Annotated in this window: 22 protein-coding genes; 13 read left to right on the top strand and 9 right to left on the bottom strand. The window is 63.3% G+C overall.

The features are described 5' to 3' along the window. Positions 1-83: 83 nt before the first annotated feature. Both istA and istB read left to right on the top strand, forming a co-directional pair. The gene (gene istA / locus XI06_RS21140; protein ID WP_271606377.1) at positions 84-1,388 is read left to right on the top strand and encodes an IS21 family transposase; all 1,305 of its coding nucleotides are present in this window, start codon (positions 84-86) and stop codon (positions 1,386-1,388) included. Continuing rightward, positions 1,388-2,248 (top strand): IS21-like element helper ATPase IstB, encoded by an 861-nt coding sequence (gene istB / locus XI06_RS21135; RefSeq protein ID WP_237874446.1) that lies wholly within the window; start codon positions 1,388-1,390, stop codon positions 2,246-2,248. Before istA ends, istB begins: the two co-directional genes overlap by 1 nt. A 324-nt stretch (positions 2,249-2,572) precedes the next feature. Here the strand turns inward: istB and XI06_RS21130 are convergent, their stop codons facing one another. After that, complete coding sequence (locus XI06_RS21130) at positions 2,573-2,725, bottom strand: hypothetical protein (RefSeq protein WP_271606376.1); 153 nt, start codon at positions 2,723-2,725, stop codon at positions 2,573-2,575. Positions 2,726-3,083: 358 nt separating this feature from the next. Between XI06_RS21130 and XI06_RS21125 the strand changes: the two genes are divergently transcribed. Continuing rightward, positions 3,084-3,344 carry a hypothetical protein gene (locus XI06_RS21125; protein ID WP_271606375.1) on the top strand — a complete coding sequence of 87 codons (261 nt, stop codon included), beginning with the start codon at positions 3,084-3,086 and terminating at the stop codon, positions 3,342-3,344. Between the two features lie 49 nt (positions 3,345-3,393). Next, on the top strand, positions 3,394-5,691 hold the full coding sequence (locus tag XI06_RS21120; RefSeq protein ID WP_271606374.1) for a hypothetical protein: 2,298 nt from the start codon (positions 3,394-3,396) through the stop codon (positions 5,689-5,691). Here XI06_RS21120 and XI06_RS21115 read toward each other — a convergent pair. After that, positions 5,639-6,997: a DNA methyltransferase gene (locus tag XI06_RS21115; protein ID WP_271606373.1), complete on the bottom strand. Its 1,359-nt coding sequence runs from the start codon at positions 6,995-6,997 to the stop codon at positions 5,639-5,641. The genes XI06_RS21120 and XI06_RS21115 overlap by 53 nt on opposite strands. Positions 6,998-7,147: 150 nt before the next feature. On the opposite strand from XI06_RS21115, the gene XI06_RS21110 reads away from it, so the two are divergent. The 5 genes from XI06_RS21110 (at position 7,148) to XI06_RS21090 (ending at position 13,082) form a co-directional block, all read left to right on the top strand. After that, entirely contained in the window at positions 7,148-8,287 is a 1,140-nt protein-coding gene (locus XI06_RS21110; RefSeq protein WP_271606372.1) for an FAD-dependent oxidoreductase, read from the top strand. Between the two features lie 203 nt (positions 8,288-8,490). Then, positions 8,491-10,131: an FAD-dependent oxidoreductase gene (locus XI06_RS21105; protein ID WP_271606371.1), complete on the top strand. Its 1,641-nt coding sequence runs from the start codon at positions 8,491-8,493 to the stop codon at positions 10,129-10,131. Positions 10,132-10,153: 22 nt separating this feature from the next. Next, on the top strand, positions 10,154-11,134 hold the full coding sequence (locus tag XI06_RS21100; protein ID WP_271606370.1) for a Bug family tripartite tricarboxylate transporter substrate binding protein: 981 nt from the start codon (positions 10,154-10,156) through the stop codon (positions 11,132-11,134). Positions 11,135-11,220: 86 nt separating this feature from the next. Further along, entirely contained in the window at positions 11,221-12,492 is a 1,272-nt protein-coding gene (locus XI06_RS21095; protein WP_271606369.1) for a DUF2157 domain-containing protein, read from the top strand. Further along, positions 12,489-13,082: a GDYXXLXY domain-containing protein gene (locus XI06_RS21090; protein ID WP_271606368.1), complete on the top strand. Its 594-nt coding sequence runs from the start codon at positions 12,489-12,491 to the stop codon at positions 13,080-13,082. The genes XI06_RS21095 and XI06_RS21090 overlap by 4 nt, the downstream gene beginning before the upstream one ends. Here the strand turns inward: XI06_RS21090 and XI06_RS21085 are convergent. Further along, positions 13,079-14,500 carry an aminotransferase-like domain-containing protein gene (locus tag XI06_RS21085; RefSeq protein ID WP_271606418.1) on the bottom strand — a complete coding sequence of 474 codons (1,422 nt, stop codon included), beginning with the start codon at positions 14,498-14,500 and terminating at the stop codon, positions 13,079-13,081. The two genes, XI06_RS21090 and XI06_RS21085, sit on opposite strands and share 4 nt — an antisense overlap. A 109-nt stretch (positions 14,501-14,609) precedes the next feature. On the opposite strand from XI06_RS21085, the gene XI06_RS21080 reads away from it, so the two are divergent. After that, positions 14,610-15,470 carry a DMT family transporter gene (locus tag XI06_RS21080; RefSeq protein WP_237861269.1) on the top strand — a complete coding sequence of 287 codons (861 nt, stop codon included), beginning with the start codon at positions 14,610-14,612 and terminating at the stop codon, positions 15,468-15,470. Between the two features lie 10 nt (positions 15,471-15,480). On the opposite strand, the gene XI06_RS21075 is transcribed toward XI06_RS21080, so the two are convergent. Both XI06_RS21075 and XI06_RS21070 read right to left on the bottom strand, forming a co-directional pair. Next, positions 15,481-16,695: an EAL domain-containing response regulator gene (locus XI06_RS21075; protein ID WP_237861270.1), complete on the bottom strand. Its 1,215-nt coding sequence runs from the start codon at positions 16,693-16,695 to the stop codon at positions 15,481-15,483. Between the two features lie 699 nt (positions 16,696-17,394). Beyond that, a complete protein-coding gene (locus XI06_RS21070) occupies positions 17,395-18,558 on the bottom strand; it encodes a hypothetical protein (RefSeq protein WP_237861271.1) in 1,164 nt (387 codons plus the stop codon). A gap of 340 nt (positions 18,559-18,898) precedes the next feature. On the opposite strand from XI06_RS21070, the gene XI06_RS21065 reads away from it, so the two are divergent. Next, positions 18,899-19,519, top strand: coding sequence for a LuxR C-terminal-related transcriptional regulator (locus XI06_RS21065; RefSeq protein ID WP_237861272.1), 621 nt, complete (start codon positions 18,899-18,901; stop codon positions 19,517-19,519). Positions 19,520-19,568: 49 nt separating this feature from the next. Here the strand turns inward: XI06_RS21065 and XI06_RS21060 are convergent, their stop codons facing one another. The 4 genes from XI06_RS21060 to XI06_RS21045 form a co-directional block, all read right to left on the bottom strand. Further along, entirely contained in the window at positions 19,569-19,817 is a 249-nt protein-coding gene (locus XI06_RS21060) for a hypothetical protein (RefSeq protein ID WP_237861273.1), read from the bottom strand. Between the two features lie 97 nt (positions 19,818-19,914). Next, positions 19,915-20,328 (bottom strand): Hpt domain-containing protein, encoded by a 414-nt coding sequence (locus XI06_RS21055; RefSeq protein WP_271606367.1) that lies wholly within the window; start codon positions 20,326-20,328, stop codon positions 19,915-19,917. A gap of 180 nt (positions 20,329-20,508) precedes the next feature. Further along, positions 20,509-21,204 carry a Crp/Fnr family transcriptional regulator gene (locus tag XI06_RS21050; protein WP_377807933.1) on the bottom strand — a complete coding sequence of 232 codons (696 nt, stop codon included), beginning with the start codon at positions 21,202-21,204 and terminating at the stop codon, positions 20,509-20,511. 194 nt (positions 21,205-21,398) lie between these two features. Continuing rightward, the gene (locus tag XI06_RS21045) at positions 21,399-22,109 is read right to left on the bottom strand and encodes a Crp/Fnr family transcriptional regulator (RefSeq protein WP_271606366.1); all 711 of its coding nucleotides are present in this window, start codon (positions 22,107-22,109) and stop codon (positions 21,399-21,401) included. Positions 22,110-22,623: 514 nt separating this feature from the next. On the opposite strand from XI06_RS21045, the gene XI06_RS21040 reads away from it, so the two are divergent. Further along, on the top strand, positions 22,624-23,031 hold the full coding sequence (locus XI06_RS21040; RefSeq protein ID WP_237861321.1) for a response regulator: 408 nt from the start codon (positions 22,624-22,626) through the stop codon (positions 23,029-23,031). 407 nt (positions 23,032-23,438) lie between these two features. Further along, positions 23,439-24,222, top strand: a 784-nt coding sequence (locus tag XI06_RS21035; RefSeq protein WP_271606365.1) for an Hpt domain-containing protein, incomplete at its 3' end; no start/stop codon positions are given.

Raw genomic sequence — 24,222 nt, 5'->3', positions numbered from 1 at the left:
CGCCGATGTCGCGCGCCATGGAAAACTGCCCCCTCGGCGTCATGAGGAATTGCCCCCTCCTTGGATAGCCGAGGAGAGAGCGAATGAAAGAGGAACGAATCACTAGAGGCTCGCGGTGGAGTGATCCACGGGGGCAGGTGATGAAGACGCCGGATGACGTGGCGGAGATGTTGCGCCTGAGGGCGTGCGGGTGGGGTCTGAAGCGGATTGCGCGCGAGCTGGGCTGCAGCCATCACACGGTGAAGGGCTACGTGGCGGCGGGCGGGGTTAAGCCGTTCAAATCGCCTGAGCGACCGAAACGGCTTGATGGCCTTGAGGGTTGGCTGCGCGAGAGGCTCATTCGGCATCGCGGCAATGCGGATGTGGTGCGCCAGGACTTGTTGGCCGAAAAAGGTGTGGCAGTCAGCCGGCGAACGCTGCAACGCGCCGTGCAGCCCTATCGCCAGGCGCTGAAGGCGGAGGCACTGGCGACGACGCGGTTCGAGACGCCCCCTGGCCGGCAGCTACAGATCGATTTTGGCGAGCGTCTGGTCGAGATCGGCGTGGTGAAGATCAAGGCGTTTGTGTTCGTGGCGACGCTCGGGCATTCGCGACGACTGCATGTGCGGGCGTTCCGGGCTGAGAAGCAAGAGCACTGGTTCGCCGGTCTCGAGAGCGCATTTACGACCTTCGGTGGCGTGCCGGAGGAAGTGCTGATGGACAATCCACGCGCGCTCGTGGTGCGCCACGACGCGGTGAGCCGGTCGGTTCAGTTTAACGACAAGCTCATCGCGTTTGCGAAGCATTGGGGCTTCCGTCCACGCGCCTGCGCGCCATATCGGGCACGCACCAAGGGCAAGACGGAGAATGGCGTCGGCTACGTGAAGAAGAACGCGATCGCGGGGCATTCCTTCCCAAGCTGGGAGGCATTCGAGGCGCATCTCGCAGAGTGGGAACGTAAGGTTGCGAACGTACGTATCCACGGCACGACCGGCGAGGCTCCGATCGTTCGCTTCGCGCGTGACGAGGCACACCGGTTGAAACCGCTCGGTGGGCAGCCGTCGTTCGGATCATTGCGCGAACTAACCCGGGTCGTCGGCAACGATTGCGCCATCGAGATCGACACGAACAGTTACTCGGTGCCGTGGCGCCTGATTGGTGAGCGCGTGGCGGTAACGGTCGCGGCCGGCGAAGTGCGGATCCGCCATGGACTGCACCAGGTGGCGGTCCACAAGCAATCGGAGGGGCGCCGGCTGCGGATCGTCGATCCCGCCCATCTCGACGGTGTTGCTGGACGCAATGGCGCGGTCCGCCGACCGGAGATTGCGACGGCGCCCGGGTTGTCTCCACCGCCCTCGTTGTTGCGTCCTCTTGCCGAATATGAAGCCGTGATCGGGGGACGCTTCTGATGACGCGCGCAAAGAAGGCAACCGAAGTACCGACTGATCCCCTCGATGCCATGCTGGCGCGATTGCAGCTCTCCGGCATCCGCGACCAGCTCGACAATTTGCTCGACGAGGCGGCACGCGCAAACCTGTCGGCGCGTGAGACGCTGATCCTGCTGTGCGAACGTGAGATCGCGCGCAAAGATCATCGCCGCATCGACATGGCTCTGAAACTTGCACACTTCCCGGCAGTGAAGGAGCTTGCGGGCTTCGACTTCGAGGCGCAGCCGTCGATCGATCCGAAGCAGATCCGCGACCTGGCCGCGTCACGTTGGATCGCCAACGGAGAGAACGTGCTGCTGCTCGGGCCGCCCGGCGTTGGCAAGACGCACTTGTCGATCGCGCTGGGGCGAGAAGCAATCCTGGCCGGGTACACAGTGCAGTTCACCACGGCGACGACGCTCGTCGCTGGCCTTGCCAAGGCGCATGGCGAGCGGCGCCTAGACGAGAAACTGCTCGCGCTGTCAAAGCCAAAGCTACTGATCGTCGATGAACTCGGCTACCTGCCGCTGGAACCTGACGCGGCGCACCTGTTCTTCCAACTGGTCAGCCGGCGCTACGAAACCGGCGCCATGCTGATCACGTCGAACCGCAGCGTTGCTGAATGGGGCACCGTGTTCGCCGATCCGGTGGTCGCCACCGCGATCCTCGACCGGCTCCTGCACCACAGCCACGTGCTGACTATCCGCGGCGACAGTTACCGGCTCCGCGCCAAGCGCAAGAGCGGCCTCATCCAGCCGCCGCCCGCCGGTGACGGCCCTCCGGTCGGCTCCGCCTCCCTCCGGCCCGTCACCGGCGGAAACAACCTTCAACCGAGATCATAACCCAGATGGTGGGGGCAGTTCTTCATGACGCAAAGGGGGCAGTTCCGGATGGCGTTTGACAGCGCCGACCTACGTTGTTCGCCGGCTTTCCACGTATTTCCTCCAGATCCGACCGCCCTGCAATCTTCTTTAGCCCGCGCGACGTTGAGCGACGACTAGAAGAGTTGGGCGCCAAGCCGAATCGCGACAATGAGGTTGGTGTCTGGGGGTTCTTAGTGATCCCGCGTGCAAGCCACTCGTCCATGCGCTTGAGGAGATCAGGCATTTGGCCCATTACCCATCGATGCAGGCCTGCGCCTCTGGGAGGTCAGGAAGCATCTATACTTACGGCTCTTTTAGGGGCGAGCGCACCAAGCGATAGCCGAGCGCGATGACGAAAATCGTCACCGGCACGACTGCGAGCCATATGCCGACGAATCCGCTGGCCGAGAGCGATAGTCGGAACGCGCTGAATACGAATTGGCCCAGCTCGGCCACGGCACCCTAACCCTCAATCTATCGGCCTCCCGCAGGCGCTGCCGGCGTTCTTCGAGACGCTGGTGTGCGAGCGGCTTGAGACGTTCGATAAACCCTTTCTTGCGAAGCGAGGTCAGATACCGCTCGACCGTGCGCTCACCAACGCCATGCGTCGCGCGATAGTCTTCGCGCTCGGAAACGGCAGGCGGTCTGGGGCGTACCAGCGCGCCAGGTCAGGCTATGCCGAGGGGGTTCGATGCTCAGATGAGACGAATTTTTGTTGTGGAGGCCAGATTCTTCTCGACTCATTATAGCGTGTAATTTAGAGGAAATTACATCGACTCATTGAAGCGATATAATCCACAAAGGAGAATATTAAATGTTGGATCAGGCAAACAAGGAAGCTTCCACAACGAAGGCTGCAAAGCGTCAAAAGTTCGTCGAATTGGCCGAAAGTAGGACTGTTAATGCTATTAAGGCGATCCGTATAATCGGCAAATTGGGTAACAAAAATGCCTATCAGTTTGACGACTCGGACGTTCAAAAGATCGTCCGGGCGCTCAATAGGGAGGTCGAGGCACTCAAGGCAAGGATGTCTTCCACGGGCGCCAAGGAGTCCGTGGAATTCAAGTTGGACTGATTTTTCGAGATAATTGAGCCGATATTTTAGGGATGGGAGGCAAGCTACAATGCAGGACCAGCAGCTTTTGGATGAGTTTCTGGCGGCGGAGACGGAAGATGCCGTCTTGGCCGCCCTTAATAAACGGGGACTATTGGACGACCCCACGCGCTGGAAGGCACTGGGTGGTATGCCGAACAACCAGTCGGTCGTTCAGGCGCAGCAGAGCACGGCCGCCGCGGCCTTGGTGGAGAAGATCACCAACGGCATCGACGCCATCCTGATGCGCAAGGTACGCGCCGCCGGCATCGATCCCCGCGATCCCGACAAGGCGCCGGGCAGCATGACCAAGGCCGTGGAGAAGTTCTACGGCGACCTTTCCGACAAGAGCCGCGAGGAAATCCGGCAGATCGCAGAGGATTCCATGATCCTCTACGCGACCGGCACTAAGTCCCGCCCGGCGATCTCGTTCTATGACGCCGGTGAAGGCCAGCACGCCGAAGACTTCGCCAAGACCTTCTGCTCCCTGATCTACGGCAGCGACGAGGGCTCCTACAAGGGTGCGGTGCCGTTCGCGCAGGGTAGGTTCAATATGGGCGGCACCGGTGTGCTGCCCTTCTGTGGCGATGGTCGGAAGATGCAGCTCATCGTCTCCCGCGTGCCCGACGACATGTGCAAGACCCCGCACGATTGGGGCTTTACCGTCTTCTGCTTCTTCCCGTCGACATCGAGCCCGTCATGGAAGTACCTCGTCGGGACGGACGGCAAGATCATGACCGCCGGATCTGTGCCGCTCGGCCTGGTGCCGAAGCTTTTTGCGAAGGCCGGCGAAATCTGTAAGCCGCGCGAGCGCAAGGTGCCGAGCGGAACGCTCATCAAGATGTACGACTACAAGGCACCCAAGTCCAACATCTGCGGTGAACTTTACCGCAAGCTCGAGGATTACCTGCTTAAGCCGATGCTTCCGCTGCGCGTCATCGAGTGCCGAGCCGAGTACAGCGCCAAGGTCATGCAGAACACCATTTGGAACCGGCTGACCGCGTGGGGCAAAGACAAGCTCGAAGAGGGCTTTGAGGACGGCGCGAGCATCCAGATCAAGCTCTCGACCGGCGAGACCATCCCGGCCGAGGTGCGCGTGTTCAAGATTCTGGACAACGATGACCCCGAACAGGATGCGCCGCAAACCGGACTGCGCGCGCTCATCAACGGCCAGTCACATGCCAAGCGCGACACGCAGTTCTTCAAGACCAAGGCTGTGGACAAAGAGCATATCGCAGGCAGCATGCTGGTGACGCTCGACTGCACGGCGTTGAATCAGACGTCGCGCAACGCCATCTTTATGAGCAATCGCGAGAACTTCCGCGAAGACCCGCTGTTGCAGGAAATTCTCAAGAAGCTGCAGAGGGAGCTGCGCTCGCACGAAGGCCTGCAGACCCTCAACAAGAAGCGCTATGAGGAGAAGATCGCCAACGCGACATCGGACGAACTCGGCATCAGCGCACTCGAGGAACTGCTTGCGACCGACCCGACCTTGGCCGATCTGTTCAGCAGCATGATGCCCGGCAAGATCGCTGCCGCGACGAAGAAGCTGAATCCCGGCGACAAGGTGGAAGGCGATCCGAAACCGGAGTTCGTCGGGAAGGAATTTCCGACCTACTTCAAGCGCGCCGACGGCATGACTGTCGTGAGCATCAATCTGCCGAAGGATGACGATGCCCGGACGTCGTTCAATACAGACGTCGTGAACAACTACTTCACCCGGCCGAAGCACGCGGGTCAGGTCAAGTTCATGGGGCAGTTGGAGCCGACGTTCCACCTGTTCAACGGTCGCCTCACCTTCACCTTCCATGCGCCGAAGAAGGCCGTGATCGGCACGACGTTCATGACGCAGATCGAGATCAGCGACGACGCCGGGCACGGTCCGTTCAAGCTGGTCGTCAAGGCAACCATCACGGCTCCGCGCGAGAAGGGCGAACCGCCGCCGCCGAAACCGCCGAAGGAGGCGCAGGACTCGCCGAGCCGGCCCAATGTCATCGAGGTCAATCGCGGGCCCGACGCGATGCCGCTCACGATCGAGAAGGAGCCGAACACCAACCGCCTCGTGCTCGCGGTCAACAGGGACTCGAAGCTCCTGGAGCAGGCCAAAAATCTCAAAAAGCCGGAGGAAGTGCCGGCGGTGGAGTTTGTGTTCAAGTACGGGCTAGCGCTCATTGCGATGGGCTTGCTCGAGAACGTCAAGCACACCGACGAGTGGAAGAACAATGAGGAGCAGTGCCGGAAGAATATTCAGGATCACTGCGCAGGCGTCGCGCGCGTTATCGTGCCGCTCTGTCTGACTTTGCCGCAGAAACTGCCGAAGGCGGCTTAACGGTCGCCTTCCGGTGAAATAGCACGACCTCTTGGCTTCCTGGTGTCGTACCGCGCTGTGCGCTGTACCACCGGCGGCCGGGGACGCTGCGCCACAAGCGGCCGTCAGCCTGGCCGTCGAGGATCGGCAGGCGGAACTCAGTTAGGCCCGCTTCTTCCATCGTTTCCAGATAGCGCGGGAGCTGCCAGTGCGGCGCCGAGAACGCGACCATCTGCACGATGATGGTGTCGCGGTCGGAGAGCGCCGCGACCGACGACATCGAGCCGCGAATGTTGTCGAAGTAGGTCTTGAGGCCGGGATATTTCCGGTCGCCCATGGTGTAGTAGCTCAGGCCGGCGCCATCGAGCTTGTTGGCGATCATGAACGGCAGCGGCGCTTCCTTACGGCCGTCCACTTGCCACCGGTGATACAGGACATGCACGCCCGGATATGGAGGGGACGTTACGACCAGGCGCGGTGCGCGCAGATCATTTAGCGCGGGCTCATCGTGGATGCCGATGGCGCTTCTGCGCACAAGCGTCACGGATTGCTGCCGGCCGTGGTTTCTCACTGACCGTCGAAGATTTTGAGCGCCGTTGACCATATCGTCAGCTGTTTCTTCAAGGGTTCGCCGGAAGCCTTCGATGGTGGCGCGCTTACTGCGGCCGTCGAGAGCCCACTGAGCGCTGCGCAGCACGACACACCGCCCGAACGCTTCGAGACGCGGCGTACCCAGCTTGACGGCCGCGGCGATGGACTGCTCGATGGCCTTTCGAAGCCGCCAGCGCGACGGATGGTCGAGGTGCTTGTAGTACCCGAGCTGTTCATAGTCGGTCAGCGGCGCGGACGGCTTGTGAATGTCCACTACGCTACCGATTCTTTTGGACCACGCCTCAAGGATCTCCAGTTCAGCCTCGGAATAGACCGTGCATTTGACGTTGGTGATGAACTCGGCGAGCGAGCTGATGTCCACGCCGACGGCCTCGCGGCCGCAGGCCAGAGCCTCCACCAACGTAGTGCCGCCGCCAACGTGGGGATCGAGCACCAGGTCACCGGGTTGGGTGAATGCCTTGATCGTGGCGCTGGCGAAAATGGGAGAGAACCGAGCCGGGTATTTGTAATAGCCGTGCGTTAATCCGCGCACAGGCGAGGTGTCGCGCGCAGCAGCAATGAGCGCTGTTTGTGCGTCATGCGATAGATCGAGGTAGTGTGTCCGACTTGCTTCATACATCGGTAACCATAAACAGTCGCTTTGGTTAACATTGGCTAAAAAATTGGTCCGAACGCCCGCTAAGTTCGCTGCGGCCCGGTCTGCTTTGAGGTTCATGCCTGTTCGAATTCAACATAGAACAAAACAAGAACTTTTGCAATAGAAAACCAGCGATTTTCGAGGGCGTGAGCCAGGCCGGCCTTACCTTGCAAACCCCCGAAATCATCAGGATGATCGGCGCGTCGTAGCATCGCTCGCGAGGCCTACATGCGAAAATGCGAAGTCGCCGTGCTGGGGCTGGGGCTCATGGGCGGAGCAGCGCTGGGCGCATTGCTGGATACCGGCGTCGATGCGCTCGGCTTCGATCCTGTCGCAGCACGTTCGGATCGCGGCTCGTCGCATGGGTCATGTCGAATTTTCCGTCGCTTCAATTTCGAGAACCCCAACTACACCAGCCTGAGCGACGAGGCTCATGCCGGCTGGATCCGGCTGCAGGCCGAAAGCGGTCAAACGGTTCTGACGGAAACCCCTATTTTGGAGGCCGGCCGCCCCGGCTCCGCCATGGTGGCGTCCTCGCGCGCGGCCGCGATTGCGAAAGGGCGTCCGGATCCGAAGATGACCGCTGCTGTCGCGAACAAGGAATTTCCGGCTTTCAACCTGCCCGACGACTGGGACGTCGTCGTCCAGGACGGCGCCGCGATCCTGCACACCGCTACAGTCATGAAACTGATGCGCGCACGCGCTCGCGAGCGCGTGATTCCGGAACGCGCGAGCTTCACGCCGCACCACGACGGCGTGTCGATCCGCACGGCCACCCAAGAGTTCTTCGCCGAGCGCGCGATCCTGGCGCTGGGCCCATGGCTCGGTCGCGCACTCCCGCAACTCACCGCGCTGCTCAACGTGACCCGCCAGGCGGTCGGCTGGTTCGAGCCTGCCCGCCCCGACACCGTGACGCTCGGTCGTTTCCCGATCTTCATTCTGGACCGAGGTCCTGATGACATGGTCTACGGCTTTCCGGACTTCGAACAGCGCGGCGTCAAGGCTGCGCCTCACAACCACGGGGCCATGGTCGGTCCCGACGACTGGGGTCCGCAGGCCACCGATGCCGAACTCCGCTCCGTTAGCGAAGCGCTGGCCGCCCTCGTCCCCGGCGCGGCAGGGCCCATCATCGATCGCGACGTCTGCCTCTACACCAACACCGCGCCCGCCGACATCAGGCTAGACGCGGGCGAGGAATTCATCATCGATCGCTGGCCGGAGTCCCGCCTGATCGTCTGCTCCGCGTGTTCAGGCCATGGTGCGAAGTTCGCGCCCGCCATCGGACAAAGGCTTGCGCGCCTCGCCACCGATCCGTCCTACCAGGCAGAACCCTTCTTTCAGCTGTCCCGCTATTCCCAGTTCGCCTGAGCAGATGCTGGATGCCGAACCTCCTGCCATGATGCCATCATGCACCTGTTTTGCCCGACGGAACAAGCGAAATTTCTGAAATTCCGCAATTGTTGGCAAAAGTCCTTGAGCTGACGTAGGTTGGCTACTGTGCATGGGGTTGTTTTCGACTTTCGAGTCCGTGCAGGCGGCGAAGACCGCCGCGCGAGGGAATGGAGACTGATATGAGGACACAGGTCCTGATCGTGGGTGCCGGTCCGGTCGGATTGACCGCGGCGATGGATCTGGCCTCGCGCGGGATCGACGTCGTCGTCGCCGAGATCCGCCATGCCGGCGATCCGCCCAGCGTCAAATGCAATCACGTCTCGGCCCGCTCGATGGAAGTCTTCCGCAGGCTCGGCGTCGCCGCCAGGCTGCGCGATGCGGGGCTGCCCGCGGACTTCCCGAACGATTGCTCCTACCGCACCACGGCGACCGGCATCGAGCTCTGCCGCATCGACATCCCTTCCCGTGCACGGCGCTACAGCGCCACCGGCGGCCCCGACACCTGGTGGCCGACGCCGGAGCCGCCGCACCGGATCAACCAGGTCTATCTCGAACCGATCCTGTTCGCTCATGCCGCAGCTCAAGCGCGCATCACCATCCTGGCGCGCAACGAGATCACCGACATCGCGCAGGACGCCGACCATGTGACCGCGCAGGCGCGCAATCTCGACAGCGGCGAGATTTTTCGCATCGAAGCGAGCTTCGTGATCGGTTGCGACGGCAGCCGCTCGCTGGTCCGCAAGGCGATCGGGGCCAGCCTGTCCGGCACGCCCGTGATCCAGCGCGTGCAATCGACCTTCATCGAGGCCCCGCAGCTGAAGGAGCTGATGGGCGCGCACATCAAGGCCTGGATGGTGCTCTCGCTCAACCCGCGCCGCTCGGGCACCACGGTTGCGATCGACGGTCACGACCGCTGGCTGATCCACAATCATCTCAAGCCCGACGAGCCCGAGTTCGATTCGGTCGACCGCGACTGGTCGATCCGCGCCATTCTCGGCGTCGACGAGCGCTTCGACTACAAGATCCTCAGCAAGGAGGATTGGGTCGGACGCCGGCTGGTGGCCGATCGCTTCCGTGACCGCCGCGTGTTCATCTGCGGCGACGCCGCGCATTTGTGGATGCCCTATGCCGGCTACGGCATGAATGCGGGCATTGCGGATGCCGTCGATCTCTGCTGGCAATTGGCGGCGCATCTGAACGGCTGGGCGCCGGCCGCGATCCTCGACGCCTATGAGGCCGAGCGCCAGCCCATCACCGACCAGGTGTCGCGCTTTGCGATGGACCATGCGATGAAGATGATGGCGCAGCGCGGCGGCGTCTCCGCGGAGATCGAGGACGACACGCCGCGCGGCCACGCGGCGCGCGCGACGCTCGCGAAGGCGGCCTACGATCTCAACGTGCAGCAATATTGCTGCGCCGGATTGAACTTCGGCTATTACTACGACGCCTCGCCGATCATTGCCTATGACGGCGAGACGCCGCCGCCTTATGCGATGGGCAGCTTCACGCCCTCCACCGTGCCGGGCGCCCGCGCGCCGCATTTCTTCCTGCGCGACGGACGATCGCTCTACGACGCATTCGGAACCGGCTACAATCTGCTGCGGTTCGACCCGGCGATCGATGTCGGGCCATTGCAGTCCGCCGCAGAGGCGCGCCGCATTCCGCTCGCAGTGATCGACGTCGCGCCTGACGAGGCCGACGGCGCCTATGCCGAGAAGCTCGTGCTGGTCAGGCCCGATCAGCACATCGCCTGGCGCGGGCAGGCGGCACCGGCAGATGCGCGCGGCCTGCTGGCGCGTCTCACCGGCGCGGCGGCATAAAAAAGAACGAGGGAGGAAATACGTGCTTCACGTTGCAAGGCGCCACATACTGGCCGTGCTGACCGCGGCGACTTTCGCCGCGCTGCCGCTGCAGGCGACTGACGCGGCCTATCCCGAGCAGCTGATCAAGATCATCGTGACCTTTCCGCCCGGCGGCAGCGCAGACACCGTCATCCGGGCGCTCGAGCCCGTGGTCACCGCCGAGCTCAAGCAGAGCCTCGTGATCGAGAACCGCGCCGGCGCCGGCGGCAATATCGGTATGGCGGCGGTCGCGCAGGCGAAGCCCGACGGTTACACGCTCGGCGTCGCGCCGGCGGGCGCACTGACGGTGAACCCGCATCTCAATTCGTCGATGCCGTTCGATCCCAAGGATCTCGCGCCGATTACGCTGCTTGCGGAAATTCCCTTCGTGCTGGTCTCCTCGGCGGGTGTCCAGGCGCACAATGTTGCGGAGACGGTCGCGCTTGCGAAGGCAAAGCCGGGCGCGCTGTCGATCGGCCATGGCGGCAATTCGACGGCGATGCATTTGACGGCCGCGCTGTTCATGCAGAAGGCCGGGGTCGACATGGAGCTGATACCGTATCGCGGGACCGCGCCGGCAACCGTCGACGTCCTCGCAGGCCATATCCCCTTCGCGGTGCTGGATATCCCCGCGTCGAGGCAGCTCATCCTCGAGGGCAAGCTCAACGCGATCGGTGTCTCCGCGGGACGGCGCCTGGATTCGCTGCCCAACGTGCCGACCCTTGCCGAGGGCGGCCTTGCCGGTTTCGAATCCATCGGCTGGTTCGGGTTGGTGGCTCCGGCGGGAACGCCGGCCGACATTGTCGTCAGGCTGAACCAAGCCTTCACGAAAGCCCTGAAAGACCCTGATGTGGCCGAGAAGATCCGAACCCTCGGCGCAGAGCCCGCGCCGAATTCGCCCGAGGAGTTCGGCCGCTTCATCCAGAGCGAAAGCACGAAATGGGGCAAGCTCATCACCGAGGCCGGCATCAAGGCAAACTAGGCGAGGGGCGGTGATAGGTTGAACCTGTCACCGGCGCGGTCCGACCAATAAGCCGCGTCCGGCAGAGAGCCAGGTGATTCACGACCATGTTTGACAAGGCCTACCGGCAGCGCCTCGAAGCTGACCTTGCGCAATGGGAAGCCGAAGGTGTCATCGCGCCGGCCGCTTCCGCCTCGATCCGCAACGCGCTGCCGCCGCTCTCGCCGGGTATCAATATCGCGGTGATCGTTGCCATCGTCGGCGGTTTGCTGATTGCGGCCGCCTTCCTGGCTTTCGTCGCCGCGCACTGGACGGAGATCGCGCGTCTGCTGCGGTTTGCGATCCTGCTGGCGGGCATGATCGTCGCCGGCGGTCTCGGCGCGTGGTTCGCCGCGACCGGCCGCAGCGTTCTCGCCGATCTCTGCGCAAGCATCGGCGCCATCGTCTTCGGCGCGGGCATCGCGCTGGTCGGCCAGATGTACCATCTCGGCGACGATTTTGCCGGCGGCATGCTGCTGTGGTCGATCGGCGCATTCGCGACGGCGCTGCTGACCGGCTCGCGCGGCGCGCTAGCGGTCGGCCTGGTCGCCGCCTGCTTCTGGACATGCATGCGCGTCTACGATGCACCTGATGTCCTGCATCTTCCGTTCCTGGCGGTCTGGCTGATCGCCGCCGCTGTGGCGTTTGCCTGGAATTCCCGCGTCGCGGCCCATCTCGTTGCATCAGCAATGCTGCCGTGGTGGATCGCGACGTCGATTCGCTTCGATCTCGACGGGATGCAGCCGTCGTTCCTGCTGGCTGACGGTGCGGCGCTGCTGTTCGGCGCCGGCCTCGCGATCGCGGCTGCGCCGTCGCCCAGGGCGCAGCGGCTTGGGAGCGTCCTGTCGATCTACGGCGCGTTTTCGCTGGCCGCCGTTGCCTCCCTGGAGGTGATGACGATTGACGACATCATCCGCTTCCGAACCGACACGGTGCCAGCCCAGCCGCATTGGGCAATCCTGTGTGGGGTTGCGGGTGTGGTTCTTGCACTCGCCTCCGCCGGCGTCACAAGGCGCGCGGGTGAAATCCTCGCCGCATGTGCGATCGGCCTTGTGCTGGTTGCCGCACCGATCTGGCCGGTATCCGCAGCCGGAGAGCCCTGGTTCGCCTATGCCGCACTGCTCTGTGCCATGCTGTGCCTCGTCGTCTCCGGCGTGCTCGATGATGTCAGTCCGCGCATCGTTGCCGGCTGGCTCGGCATCGCCGGCGTCATCGCGGGCATCACGTGGGCCGTGAAGGGCTCGCTGCTGCGCCGCTCGGCGTTCCTGGCGGTGGCCGGTGTCATCGCCGTCGTATTCGCGACCGCGCTCAATCGCATGCTGCCGAGGGCCGGGCGATGATGAAGCTCACCGCATTCTGGCAGCGTATCCCGAAAGCCGTGCTGTTCGGTGTTGCGATCCTCGTCCAATGCGCGCTGCTCGTCCTGATGGTTGCCGATCGGATGCAGATCCTGCGCGAGGGGCGCGAGGTCACCTTGCAGACGCGGCCGCTCGATCCGCGCGATCTCCTGCGTGGCGACTACGTCACGCTCGGCTACGACATCACGCAACTGCCGGCAGGCGCACTCGCCGGCCAGCCGTCTGCCGAACGCAATCCCGTCGTGTTCGTCAAGCTGGCGCCTGATGCGGGCGGCCTCTATCAGGCCGTCTCGGTGCATGCCGCGCCTGTCGCCGTCACGGCGCCCGAAATATTGATCCGCGGCCGTGTCACCTATTCCTGCGGTTCGAACGGCCGCATCTTCTGCGACAAGCTGACGATCAGATACGGCCTTGAGAGCTATTTCGTGCCGGAAGGCGAGGGCAAGACGCTCGAGCAAGCCCGCAACCAGCAGAAGCTGCGCGTCGTCGCCGCCGTGCTGCCCTCAGGCCGCGCCGCCATCAAGCGGTTGCTGCTCGACGGCGAGCCGATCTATGAGGAGCCGTGGTATTAGCGGCTGGCTTGTGCCTTCAGCGCCCGCCGCAGCACGTCCCACATGCCCAGGTCGTTCATGTGCGCCACGTTGAAGCGCAGGAAGTTCTGCGCGGTCTGCGCCACGCTGAACACATTGCCCGGTGCCAGCACCACGTCCTCTTCGAGCGCGGCGCGGGCAACGGCCGTGGCATCCTGTCCATCGGCGAGGCGGCACCACAGGAAGAAGCCGCCGCGCGGCATCAGCCAGGGTTCGATGCCCAGTGTCTGAAGTTTTCGTGCAACGTCGCGCCGGCTGCGCATGAGCTTTTGCCGGAGTTCGTCCATGTGCTTGCGATAGCTGCCGCCGGCCAGAACTTTTGTGATGATCTCGGTCGCGACCGGGCTCGGGCCGCCAAAGCTGGTTGCGACCTGCAGATCGACGAGATGCTCGATCCAGTCGGCCCGCCCGGCGATGTAGCCGCAGCGGACTGAGGCCGAGAGTGTCTTGGAGAAGCTGCCGATCCGGATCACACGGTTCAATCCATCGAGCGCCGCAAGGCGCGGCGATCGCTCCGGCTCGAAATCGCCAAAGATATCGTCCTCGATGATGGTGAGATCGTGCGCGGCGGCCGCGGTCAGAAGCCGATGCGCAGTCTGAGGCGAGAGCGTCGCGCCGGTCGGGTTGTGCAGCGCTGAATTGGTGATGTAGAGCCGCGGCCGTTCGGCTCCGAGGATTTGCTCGAAGCCGATGACATCGGGGCCCGACGGCGTGTAGGGCACGCTGACGATCTTCGCCTGATGTGCGCGCAGCAGCGCACGGAAGTTGAAATAGCAGGGATCGTCGACCAGCACGGTGTCGCCGGGACGAAGCATGAAGCGGCAAATCAAATCGGTGGCTTGCGTGCCGGAGCCCGTCAGCATCAGCTGATTGATCGTGGCCTCGATCTCGTCTTCCGCAAGGCGCGTGAGCAGCAGCCGGCGCAGCGTGAGAGAGCCGGAAGTCGAGCCGTAGTTCGTCAGCACGCTGGTGTCGCTGCGGGCAAGCGCGCGGGTGGCACGCCGCAGCGCCGCTTCCGGCATCCACTCCGGCGGCAGCCAGCCGCAGCCGGGCTTCGGCACGCTCGCATCGGCATCGAGCGATTGCCTGGAGACCCAGAACGGATCGACGGCCCGGTCGCGGCGCGGCTCGTCCTCGGTCAAGGCGAGCGGCGACGTGACCGTTGGCGAGACATAGAAGCCCGAGCCGCGACGGGCGCGGATCAGCCCTTCGGCGGCGAGGCGATCGTAGGCCTCGACCACAGTGGATGGCGAAACGCCGATCGCCGCGGCGAGGCTGCGGATCGATGGCAGGCGGTCGCCGGCACTGAGCGCGCGGCCGGCCACCTTGGCGCGGATCGCGCTCATCACATCGATGGTGCGCGTCCCGCCGCGCCCCTTTGTCTGCGCCTCGCCATCCAAAGTGTATGACCTTCCATACCCATACAGTTTTGCCAGATTGTATGGGATTGTCACTGGTTTTGCCATCGGCGCGGGCCGAGGATCACCGCCCAAAAAGGGTCAGACGGACATGCAATCTGCGGCCAGCGGCTGGGGCAACGGGCTTCTCGGCGTCATCATCTTCAGCGGCTCATTGCCGGCGACGCGCGTCGCAGTCGGCGGCTTCTCCGCGCTGTTCCTGACCTCGGCGCGCGCGATCATTGCCGCGCTGATCGGTGCGGCCGTGCTCGGCCTGGTGCGTCAGGCGTGGCCGCATCGGAAGGATCTTGCCTCGCTCGTGATCGTCTCCATCGGCGTCGTGGTCGGCTTCCCCTTGCTGACCGCGCTTGCGCTTCAGCACATCACCTCGGCGCATTCGATCGTCTTCATCGGCCTTTTGCCGCTGTCGACCGCGATCTTCGCCGTGCTGCGCGGCGGCGAGCGGCCGCGTCCGCTGTTCTGGCTGTTCGCGATCCTCGGCAGCGCCACGGTCGCGGGCTTTGCGCTGTCGAATGACGGCTCGGCCTCGCTCACCGGCGATCTCTTGATGATCGCCGCGATCGTGCTGTGCGGGCTCGGCTATGCCGAAGGCGCTGCACTGTCGCGACGCATCGGCGGCTGGCAGGTGATCTCCTGGGCACTGCTGCTGGCGCTGCCGCTGATGCTGCCTGTCATGATCTGGACCTGGCCATCGGCATGGAGCGGCGTCGGTCTGCCCGCCTGGATCGGGCTCGCCTATGTCTCGATCTTCAGCATGTTCGTCGGCTTCATCTTCTGGTACCGCGGCCTCGCGATCGGCGGCATCGCCCGCATCGGCCAGTTGCAACAGCTCCAGCCGTTCTTCGGGCTCGCGCTGGCAGGCTTCCTGCTGCACGAGCCGGTCGCATGGAGCATGATCGCCGCGACGGCGCTCGTGGTCGTCTGCGTCTTTTTCGCGCGGCGATACGCGTGAGGCTGTCGTCTCACTCCTGTCCCATCACCGTCCGCGTCAGCGCGCTTCTGGCAAACTTCTTCAGCGGCATCGGCTTGCCGAACAGATAGCCTTGCACGAGGTCGAAGCCGAGCTCGTTCACGGCCATCAGGTCGGCCCGGCTCTCGACACCTTCCGCGACGGCGCGCGCGCCGTAGCCCTGCGCGAGCTCGACGATGTGACGGCACACCGTGCGCTTCAGGCGGTCATCGGCGCAGCCGGTGACGAATTGCCGGTCGGCCTTCAGCTTGATGAAGGGAATCTTGTCCAGCCCCATCAGCTCCGGCCAATTGGCGCCGAGATTGTCGACCGACAGGCCGATATTGTGGAAGCTCATCTCGCGCGCGATCTCGGTCAGGAAATGCAGGTCATGGATCGCCTCGTTGCTGGCGATCTCGATCGTCAGCCCGCCAAAGGCGGGATGCATCGGCATCCGGCGGCAGAGATCACGTACGGCCTGCGGCTCCTTGAGGTAAGGCGTAGGCAAGTTGATCGAGAGGTCGACCGCGCTCTGCCGCTCCAGCAGATAGTGCCAGTCCTGCAGGGCGCGCTCGATCACGAACTCCGACAAATCGCGGAAATGCGGATCGTGTTCCTCCGGGATGAAATAGGCCGGCGGCACCACGCCCCAGGTCGGGTGGCGCATTCGCACCAGCGCCTCGGCGCCACGTCGGACCAGCGAGCGCGCGTCGATTTTCGACTGGTACCAGAGCTCGAGCCAGCCCGCATGCAGGGCCTCGCCGACATGTACGGCCGGGCTCGGGGCCGGCTCCTCGGGCAGCAGCATTGCGACACGCTCACGCAGCGTGTCGGCGGCAAAGGGCGTGGTGAGCGGCGGCAGCATCGAAAGCCCGTATTCCTCGCCGACCTGCTGCACGGCCTTCACGATGATCGAGTCGCGCGCACCGACAGCGAGCACCTTGCCGTCGAAGCCTTCGCGCACCAGAATTTCCAGGAACTGGCCGGGCTCGATACCGTCGGCGGCGATGCCGAGCAGGATCAGGTCCGGCAGTTCGGAGGCCAGCATGGTCTGCAGCTCGCTCGCACCGCTGCATTCGCTGGTGACGAAGCCGAGATCCTCGAGCACCTCGCTCATGAAGGCGCGCAGATGGCGCTTGCTGTCGGCGACGCACGCGCGCGGCATCATCTTCCGCCGTCCGAAGGTCCTTAGCCTCCTGCCGGCGAGCTCACCAATCCCATCGTTCATCTCAGACCACTCCCGTTCCGTGACGGTGTGTTAACGGGATGGGGGGCGTCAAAATATGGAGAGCTTCACGCGAATGTTGAATTATCCGGGTAACGTTAAAGCCCGCAACATTTGTAAAATTGTTCGGATTCTCTTCGAGAAGTTTTTACATCCGCCTGCGCGATGCACGCCGGTGCGCGCTGAATCCGGTGAAAGCTTGCGAGGAGCGGATCGTCGTTGCGCGCAGTCGGTGTCCTGCAATTGGACGAAGCCAATGCGCACCTCGCCCAATTGAATAATGCCGGCCTCAATTGGCCATGGCTTTGTCGTGTTAGGCCATGCCGGCCGGTTCATAGTCATACGTCGGATAGAATTCTGTGCGGTACGGACCCCACGCCGTATTCTCGACGATGCGATTGACCTCGCTCAACCACGCCCGGTCCGCGAATTCATTTTCACGCGATGCGCTCGTGTTCCGCCGTCGCGCGTGACGGTTATGCGACAAACTCGCCTGGTCTGACCGCGGGCGAGTGTGAAGCACCTCACACGTCTGATGCCGCGCTTGCGCTATTGCTGCGCGCAGCCGGTGGTGGGCTGTCAGGGATTGCAGCTATGTCGATGCGGCGGATGATCTATTGGTGGTTCAGGTTCGTGATGTCGGGGCGATTTCTCGATCGCTTCCTGACGCTGCCGCACACGCCCGAATAGAATCTCGAGGAATCAAGTCACCCCGATCAATTTACGGAACGCCGCCGCGCCGTCCTGCACGGCGTCGCGGCCCTTCCAGGCCAGATAGCTCAGCTTGCCGCCCAACGTGTCCTGGCTGCGCAGCCGCCGCGAGCCGAGGATGTGACCGACATTGGCGGGGAAGCGGCTGACCTCGGCCGCCACCAGCGCGGCGATTGCGTCCATCAATTGCTGAAGCCGGACGCCCCATTCGCATCGCTCGATGCCGTCGATGCGGATCTTGAGCGAATGTTCGGCGTCGTAGATTTCGGTGAGCAGGTCGCGCGCAACCAGGAACCGGTTATGGCGGAGCGCGATCCGCAGCGCGAGCCGCTTGTCGTCGAGCCGGTCGAGCACCATGGGAACGACGCACGCGTAGGGCGACGTCGCAACCTCGTCAGCGTTCTTGCTCGCGGCCGCCTTGGTCGCAAGGTATATGAGCCGCCAGAACGTCTTCAGACGCCTCGCCACCAACGCGAGCGCAAACGGCAGCGCTTCGGGATTGGCTTTCTTGAAAGCGTCTAGTCGCGCGGTGATCTGCGCGACCTGGCCGTCGTCGAATTTCGTGATGGTGTCGGGCAGCTTCGCGTCGAATTTCGGCAGCGCGTCGCCGGCGCGCAGCACCTGCAGCATCTTCTTCACGTCGTCGAAGGCGGTGCGCGAGGCCGTGTATTGCGCGAGCTTGGCGCGCGCGAATTCGGTGCTCTCCGCCGATGCAAGCGTGTTCTCGAGCACCTTGACGACCTTGCCCTGGAAGATCGTCGCGATCTTGAGCACTTCCTTGGGATTGTTGGCGGTAACCTGGTCGTTGATTGCCTTGACGTAGTCGCGCGCCATGGTCGGTAGCAGGTCGCGGCAGATCCATTCCCAGATCGGGGTGAGCGTGTTGCGCGAGATCCGTCCCGCATTGGCGTGCTCGGGCGCGCCGTCGATCAGCAGCAGTTCGAGTGGCGCGAAGAAGTAGCGCGACGGATTGGTGGCGCGCGCCTGGGTCGATCCATCCTTGCGGAATTCGGCGCGCAGCTTGGCCTGGATCTCTGCCGAGCCCGGCATGTCGATGCCGCAAGCTTCGAGCCGCTCGAGCTCGCTCAGCAGACAGCTGCGCGACAACGGCGTCAGCTTCTGCAGGAACTCCGAAAGCTGGTCGATCTCGTCCATTGCACGCAGTCTCTTGCAGCGTTTCCAGCAGGCCCTGCCGGCCCCATGCATGGAGGCATTTGCGCGCTCTCAATTGTGACACAGAGAAGCAAGCTGCCGTTAATTTATCCGTAAAATGCGGGACCTTGGGGATCGACCAGCGCTGCTCTCGTTAAGGATGTCTTTGGAAATTGCCTACGATTTAGGCAGGTTCAGCAACCTTTACGGAGGCTCAAGGGGCGCGTCGCAAGCATAAATTGTGCCTGCGCCGGTATTCCGGCCCAAAACTGACAAATTCACCGTAGTCTTACGGAGCAGAAAGTTAACCACAGACTGCCCCGGGTTCCGCTAAACGAGTCACATGGGGTCACAGAACGATACGGTTGCTGATTCGCGGCCGTCGGAAAGGTTCGAAAGCAGCACTTCTGCGCCTGAAGAGCTCGATTTCGTCCGTCTGAATGCCGCCCGCGCCAAGGCGGCCGACGAGATGGCCGCGGCCATCGCGCGCGAGCTCAACGGCCCCCTGACCGCGCTCCTGCTCTATATGGGCGAAATCAAGCATCACAGCGATCAGCTTGCGCCCGTCTCGAGCGACCGCGCCTATTTGCAGCAGGTGGTCGAGAACGCGCTGGCCCAGACCGAGCGCGTTTGCGGTCTGGTCAAGCAGCTCGCCGGCTCGCACAAGACCGGCTTGCCCGCTCCGTCCATGACCGAGGATACCGAGTTGCAGGCCGGCCGCGCGCCGCAAGCACCGCGCGAGGCGGCTTCCGAGCTCTCGAGCCTGTCGGGCAAGCGGCTGACCAAGCGCGAGCGCGAAGTCCTGAGGTTGATCAGCGAAGGTTTTTCGAACAAGCAGGGCGCACTGCGGATGCAGATCAGCCCACGCACTTTCGAGAGCCATCGGGCCGAAGCAATGCGCAAGCTCGGCGCGCGAAACACCGCCGACCTCGTCCGCGCAGCGCTGTTGCACTCGATCGATTGAAGCCATCGTCTTGCGGGCAGCCCGAGGCGCGATGACTTTTTTTCCCGCTTTAGAAATAATCTTCCGCGAAGGGACGCACGCGCGAATTGGGCCGTAGCATCTTCGGCTCTTCCTTCGGCGTATTGGGGATGATGGTGATGGTCCAGCGCGGCGGGATGGTCGCTTCCTGCTCCAGCACCGAGCGGACGAAACCCGTCACCGTGGACTCGCCCGCCTTCACCGTGGCCATCCGGCCGTTGAACTGGGCGATGCGGAAGCGGCGGACCTCTTTCTGATCCGCGGTCTCATAGGTGAACATGGAAACCCTCCTGGTTTCCGGCGACTATCGCCACCTATGATTAGTCATCTGTGAAAATTGCAAACCGTATAAGTACGGCGGGGCTGTCCGGGGACCGTCAATCCTGCGATTCCTGCGCCTTTGCGCCAGCAAAGGCCGCATCCAATTGCTGCAGAAGATCGTCAAATTCGGCATTGCCGAGTACGCCGGCCGTGCTTTCCAGCAGCGAGGCCAGCCTCGCCAGGCGAAGATAGCCAAACGTCCGGGCGGTGCTCTTCAGTGAATGCGCTTCGCGCCCGATCCTGGCCCGGTGCTGGTCGAGCGCCAGAGTGTGAAACAGCTTGAGCCGCGCGATGGTCTCGTTCCAGAACACCGCGCGCACTTCGCTGGCGCCGTCCTCGCCGATTTCGCGCACCAGCGCGTCGAACGCGCCAAGCTCGCGCAGCGGTTCAAGCTCGCGCAGCGGTTCAGGCTCGCGCAACGGCGCGGCGTCGAGCGCGCCATGCGCGGGGGCGAAAGCGGCGTCGATCATGTTGTCCCGGTCCCCGTTCTGCGCCTCGCGGGTGATCCTGGCCCGGTGCTGGGCGGCGCGAGGCGTCCGGGAACATCTACGCCAATCCGATTTCAGTTCTGGTGACGAGACGCGCGGTGTTTGCAGGTCGCTGTAAGCACCCGCTTTACCATGGGCAGCGCCGGCGCCGGTGGCCCGCCGTCAGGGCCCGAGCAGCCGGTCGTACTGGGCCTTGACCGTGGCGTAGCATTCGCAAGCCGCCTGGCGCAGCCCCTCCAGATTGAGGATCTGGATGTGTCCGCGGCTGTAGTGGATGAAATTGGCCTGCTGCAAGGTATTGGCGACCAGCGACACGCTGTTGCGCCGTGCCCCGATCATTTGCGCCATGGCCTCCTGCGTCAGCAGCAGCCGATAGTCGCCCGACAGATCATGGGTGTGGAGCAGGCAGCGGGAGAGCCGCGACTCCACCGGGTGCGCCGCATTGCAGCCGGCGGTCTGCTGAACCTGCGCGTAGACTGCGAGCCCATGGCGCGTCAGCAGCGTCCGCAGGCTGGAGCTCCGGTCAGCCGCCATGCGCAACCGGTCGAGGTCGATCACCGATGCGACGCCGGGAATGAGCACGATGGCGGTGTTCAGCGCGCATGCATCGCCCATGGTCGAGAGTGCGCCAAGCAGGCTGTCGCGGCCGATCATGGCGACTTGCACATGCTCGCCCTTGGCGAGCTTCACGACCAGCGAGATCACGCCGCGGTGCGGGAAGTAGGCGCGCTTGAGTGTCTCGCCGGTCTCGACCAGCACGGTGTCATGCGGAAGATCGACCGTGCGCAGATATGGGCGGATCAGTTCATGATCGTCTGTCGACAGCGCCGACAGGAACCCGTTGGATGGGCGCACTATCGTTTCCAAGGCTGCCTCCCGTCTCGTCAGTCAAACAATCTCTGTTCGAAATCTATTCCTCGCTTAATAACAAGTTCCATCTTGTTCCCAGGGGGACAAGTTGGCAATCGCGGACATTACGGATCTGTGCGACCTTTTGTTTCTTCGTTGCCTTGTGTGCACTCCAGAATACCGGCGCGGAGTCGTCGTCGGCATCATGGCGGTAGTCCCAAAAGCCGCGCGTGATCGGTCTTCGCGGCGAAATAACAGTCGCAGGACGTGGCCTGCAGGGCGCGCAGATCGGTGATCTCGATCTGGCCCCGGCTGTAGCGGATGATTCCGGCGCGCTGCAGCGCATGCGCGACCAGTGAAACGGCATTACGTCGTACGCCCATCATCTGGGCCAAGGTTTCCTGCGTCAGCGGCAGAGTTTCCCTGTCGGAGAGATCGTGGGCGCGCAGCAACCAGCGCGCCAGCCGCGCTTCGACAGGGTGCAGCGTATTGCAGATCAGGGATTGCTGTGCGCGCGCGAACAGGGCTTGCTCGTGCCTGATCACCAGGCCGCGAAATGGAACACTCGCAGCGGCAACGTTGCGAAACGCCGAGATTTCAACGGCGGATGCGGTCCCCGGGAAGAGCACGATGGCATCTGACACTGCGATTCCATCGGCGAGGGCTGCGCCGCCGGCGACGACGCCATCGCGTCCGATCATCGCCACCTCGATGATCTGTCCTTCGGAGAGGCTCACTGCGATCGATACGGCTCCGTCGTGCGGAAAATAGACATGTCGCAACGCCACATCCGCTTGGCTCAAGACAGTTTCTCTGACCAATTCAATCGTGACGAGGTGAGGACGCAACAGATCGAAGCTTGCTGTGTCGAGCATTTGCAGCAGCTGGTTGGGCGGTCGGCCGCTCGCGGTCATGTCAAAGCAATCCAACGCAGGCTATGAGATGTCGGCGTCGGGCCCTCGACATCTAGTTGCGCGCCGACCAAAATATATTGTAATGGTTGCGTTGCTGTCCATATACCTGTTGGAGGGCAGACAGCTTGCCGCATTTGCGGCGGAAATAAGAACTGCGCGCTGATTCGTGCGCACCCGGCGAGCCAGTCCTGCGTCGCGACCCGGGAAAGTGTGGCAGGGGGCCTCATGAGCCGGAAACGGGCAACCGACGGCAGCGACTGCATCCGCCTTTCCATCGGATATTCGCCCGTCCATGCTGTTTCGCTCGTTCGCCGATTCTTTTCAGCCGTCGGACATTGCTTCGCGCCATCGCGTGGCCTGGCCACAGCTATCGCCTTCATCCCGTTCGCATGTTGCGCGAGGCCGGCCGCGCGCGCGGCCATCACGATTTCAATACAAGCGAGAGGAGAACGGCGTGCGCCACGATTCAATTATTGAATCGCCGAAGCGGGAAATTCAAACGATGACAGAAAGTCTGCGTCATATTCTCGTTGTCGACGACGACCCAATGGTGGCCATGGCCATCGAGATCTATCTCCAGCGAAACAATTTTCGGGTGACGATTGCGGACGGCGGAGAGGCGGGGCTCCGCGCTATCGAGCACGAACAGTTCGACTTGATGATTGTCGACATCTTCATGCCGCACATGCGCGGCTTTGAATCGATCCGGCTGTTTCATGACTGCGCGCCCGCAACGCCGCTGATCGCGATGTCCGGCTATGCCTTCGCAGATCTGAATTCGCCGGCGCCCGACTTTCTGAGGATGGCGCTCGAGCTCGGCGCGGCGCGCTGCCTGCGCAAGCCGTTCACGCCCGATGCGCTGCTGGCAGCGATCAGAGACTGTCTCGCCGAGCACCATGCCGCCGCTGCGCGGCTGGGTTAGTGCGTTATTGTTCGCAACGCCCGGCGGGTAAGAGTCCGTTTACCGCGAGCGCGGGTCGTGCTGATGTCGTCGGCACATTGACCGACGGTCGCACATGCAATGCCGATCGCCGGTGATTTGATTCAATTGGCGCGGCCCTTACGCATCCCGAAGACATCGCCGGGATTTTTTGCGTCCGTCGTGACGCCGTTATCTCCGCGTTTACCTATCGCGTTTCCGGGTTGAAGCTGGGTTCGGGATTTGCCGAAAACCGCTGTCGCACGCAGTCGAACCGCAAATTTCTCTTCAATATCCGTATTAGCACGGAGGATGAAATTAACGGGACCGTGAAAAGGGTTGTCTAACGATCTAGGAGCGGACTTCCGCCGATTCCGGGCGTCGAGGTCAAGCTCAGTAAGGCGTTGCTCATGGATGATCTGTTGCGGGAGTTTCTGACGGAGACCAGCGAGAGCCTGGACACCGTCGACAATCAGCTGGTGAAGTTCGAGCAGGAGCCGAACAACGCCAAGATCCTGGATAATATCTTCCGCCTGGTCCACACCATCAAGGGTACGTGCGGCTTCCTGGGGTTGCCGCGACTTGAAGCGCTGGCGCATGCCGGCGAGACCTTGATGGGTAAATTCCGCGACGGCATGCCGGTGACCGGCCAGGCCGTGACGGTGATCCTGTCCTCGATCGACCGCATCAAGGAGATCCTGGCAGGCCTGGAGGCGACCGAAGCCGAGCCTGAGGGTAACGACCGCGATCTCATCGACAAGCTCGAAGCGATGGTCGAGCAGGGCATGGCCGCGATGTCAGCGTCGGCTTCGCCGATCGCGTCAGGCTCGGCGCAGCCGATGCCGGCGGCAGGCACTGCTGCTCCTGTCGCCGACGCCCCGCCGCTGGTGCCGGAAGCACCTGCCGCTGCACCTGCTGTCGCTCCCGCAAAAGAGATGACCACGGGCTCGCTGATCGACCAGACCCTGGAGCGTCCGTTGCGTCCGGGCGAGGTCTCGCTCGACGAGCTCGAGCGCGCCTTCCGCGAGACCGCGATCGAAGCACCCGCGCCGGTCGCCAAGGCCGAAGTGAAGGCCGAGCCGGCTCCTGCTATTGAGGCGCCTGCTGCAAAGGCGCCCAAGGAGAAGGCCGCGCCGAAGAAGTCGATGGCCGACGAGAATGCCGGCGAAGGCGCCAGCATCGCCAACCAGTCGA

This window comes from Bradyrhizobium sp. CCBAU 11434 (assembly GCF_028128895.1).
Taxonomy (GTDB): Bacteria; Pseudomonadota; Alphaproteobacteria; order Rhizobiales; family Xanthobacteraceae; genus Bradyrhizobium; species Bradyrhizobium zhengyangense.
This window is presented reverse-complemented; position numbering and strand designations above follow the sequence as displayed.

Excerpts from the sequence above, each read along its gene's own strand:
- istA (WP_271606377.1), top strand. The coding sequence starts at position 84 with ATGAAAGAGGAACGAATCACTAGAGGCTCGCGGTGGAGTGATCCACGG.
- istB (WP_237874446.1), top strand. The coding sequence starts at position 1,388 with ATGACGCGCGCAAAGAAGGCAACCGAAGTACCGACTGATCCCCTCGAT.
- XI06_RS21125 (WP_271606375.1), top strand. The coding sequence starts at position 3,084 with ATGTTGGATCAGGCAAACAAGGAAGCTTCCACAACGAAGGCTGCAAAG.
- XI06_RS21120 (WP_271606374.1), top strand. The coding sequence starts at position 3,394 with ATGCAGGACCAGCAGCTTTTGGATGAGTTTCTGGCGGCGGAGACGGAA.
- XI06_RS21115 (WP_271606373.1), bottom strand. The coding sequence starts at position 6,997 with ATGAACCTCAAAGCAGACCGGGCCGCAGCGAACTTAGCGGGCGTTCGG.
- XI06_RS21110 (WP_271606372.1), top strand. The coding sequence starts at position 7,148 with ATGCGAAAATGCGAAGTCGCCGTGCTGGGGCTGGGGCTCATGGGCGGA.
- XI06_RS21105 (WP_271606371.1), top strand. The coding sequence starts at position 8,491 with ATGAGGACACAGGTCCTGATCGTGGGTGCCGGTCCGGTCGGATTGACC.
- XI06_RS21095 (WP_271606369.1), top strand. The coding sequence starts at position 11,221 with ATGTTTGACAAGGCCTACCGGCAGCGCCTCGAAGCTGACCTTGCGCAA.
- XI06_RS21090 (WP_271606368.1), top strand. The coding sequence starts at position 12,489 with ATGATGAAGCTCACCGCATTCTGGCAGCGTATCCCGAAAGCCGTGCTG.
- XI06_RS21080 (WP_237861269.1), top strand. The coding sequence starts at position 14,610 with ATGCAATCTGCGGCCAGCGGCTGGGGCAACGGGCTTCTCGGCGTCATC.
- XI06_RS21075 (WP_237861270.1), bottom strand. The coding sequence starts at position 16,695 with ATGAACGATGGGATTGGTGAGCTCGCCGGCAGGAGGCTAAGGACCTTC.
- XI06_RS21070 (WP_237861271.1), bottom strand. The coding sequence starts at position 18,558 with ATGGACGAGATCGACCAGCTTTCGGAGTTCCTGCAGAAGCTGACGCCG.
- XI06_RS21065 (WP_237861272.1), top strand. The coding sequence starts at position 18,899 with ATGGGGTCACAGAACGATACGGTTGCTGATTCGCGGCCGTCGGAAAGG.
- XI06_RS21060 (WP_237861273.1), bottom strand. The coding sequence starts at position 19,817 with ATGTTCACCTATGAGACCGCGGATCAGAAAGAGGTCCGCCGCTTCCGC.
- XI06_RS21055 (WP_271606367.1), bottom strand. The coding sequence starts at position 20,328 with ATGATCGACGCCGCTTTCGCCCCCGCGCATGGCGCGCTCGACGCCGCG.
- XI06_RS21045 (WP_271606366.1), bottom strand. The coding sequence starts at position 22,109 with ATGACCGCGAGCGGCCGACCGCCCAACCAGCTGCTGCAAATGCTCGAC.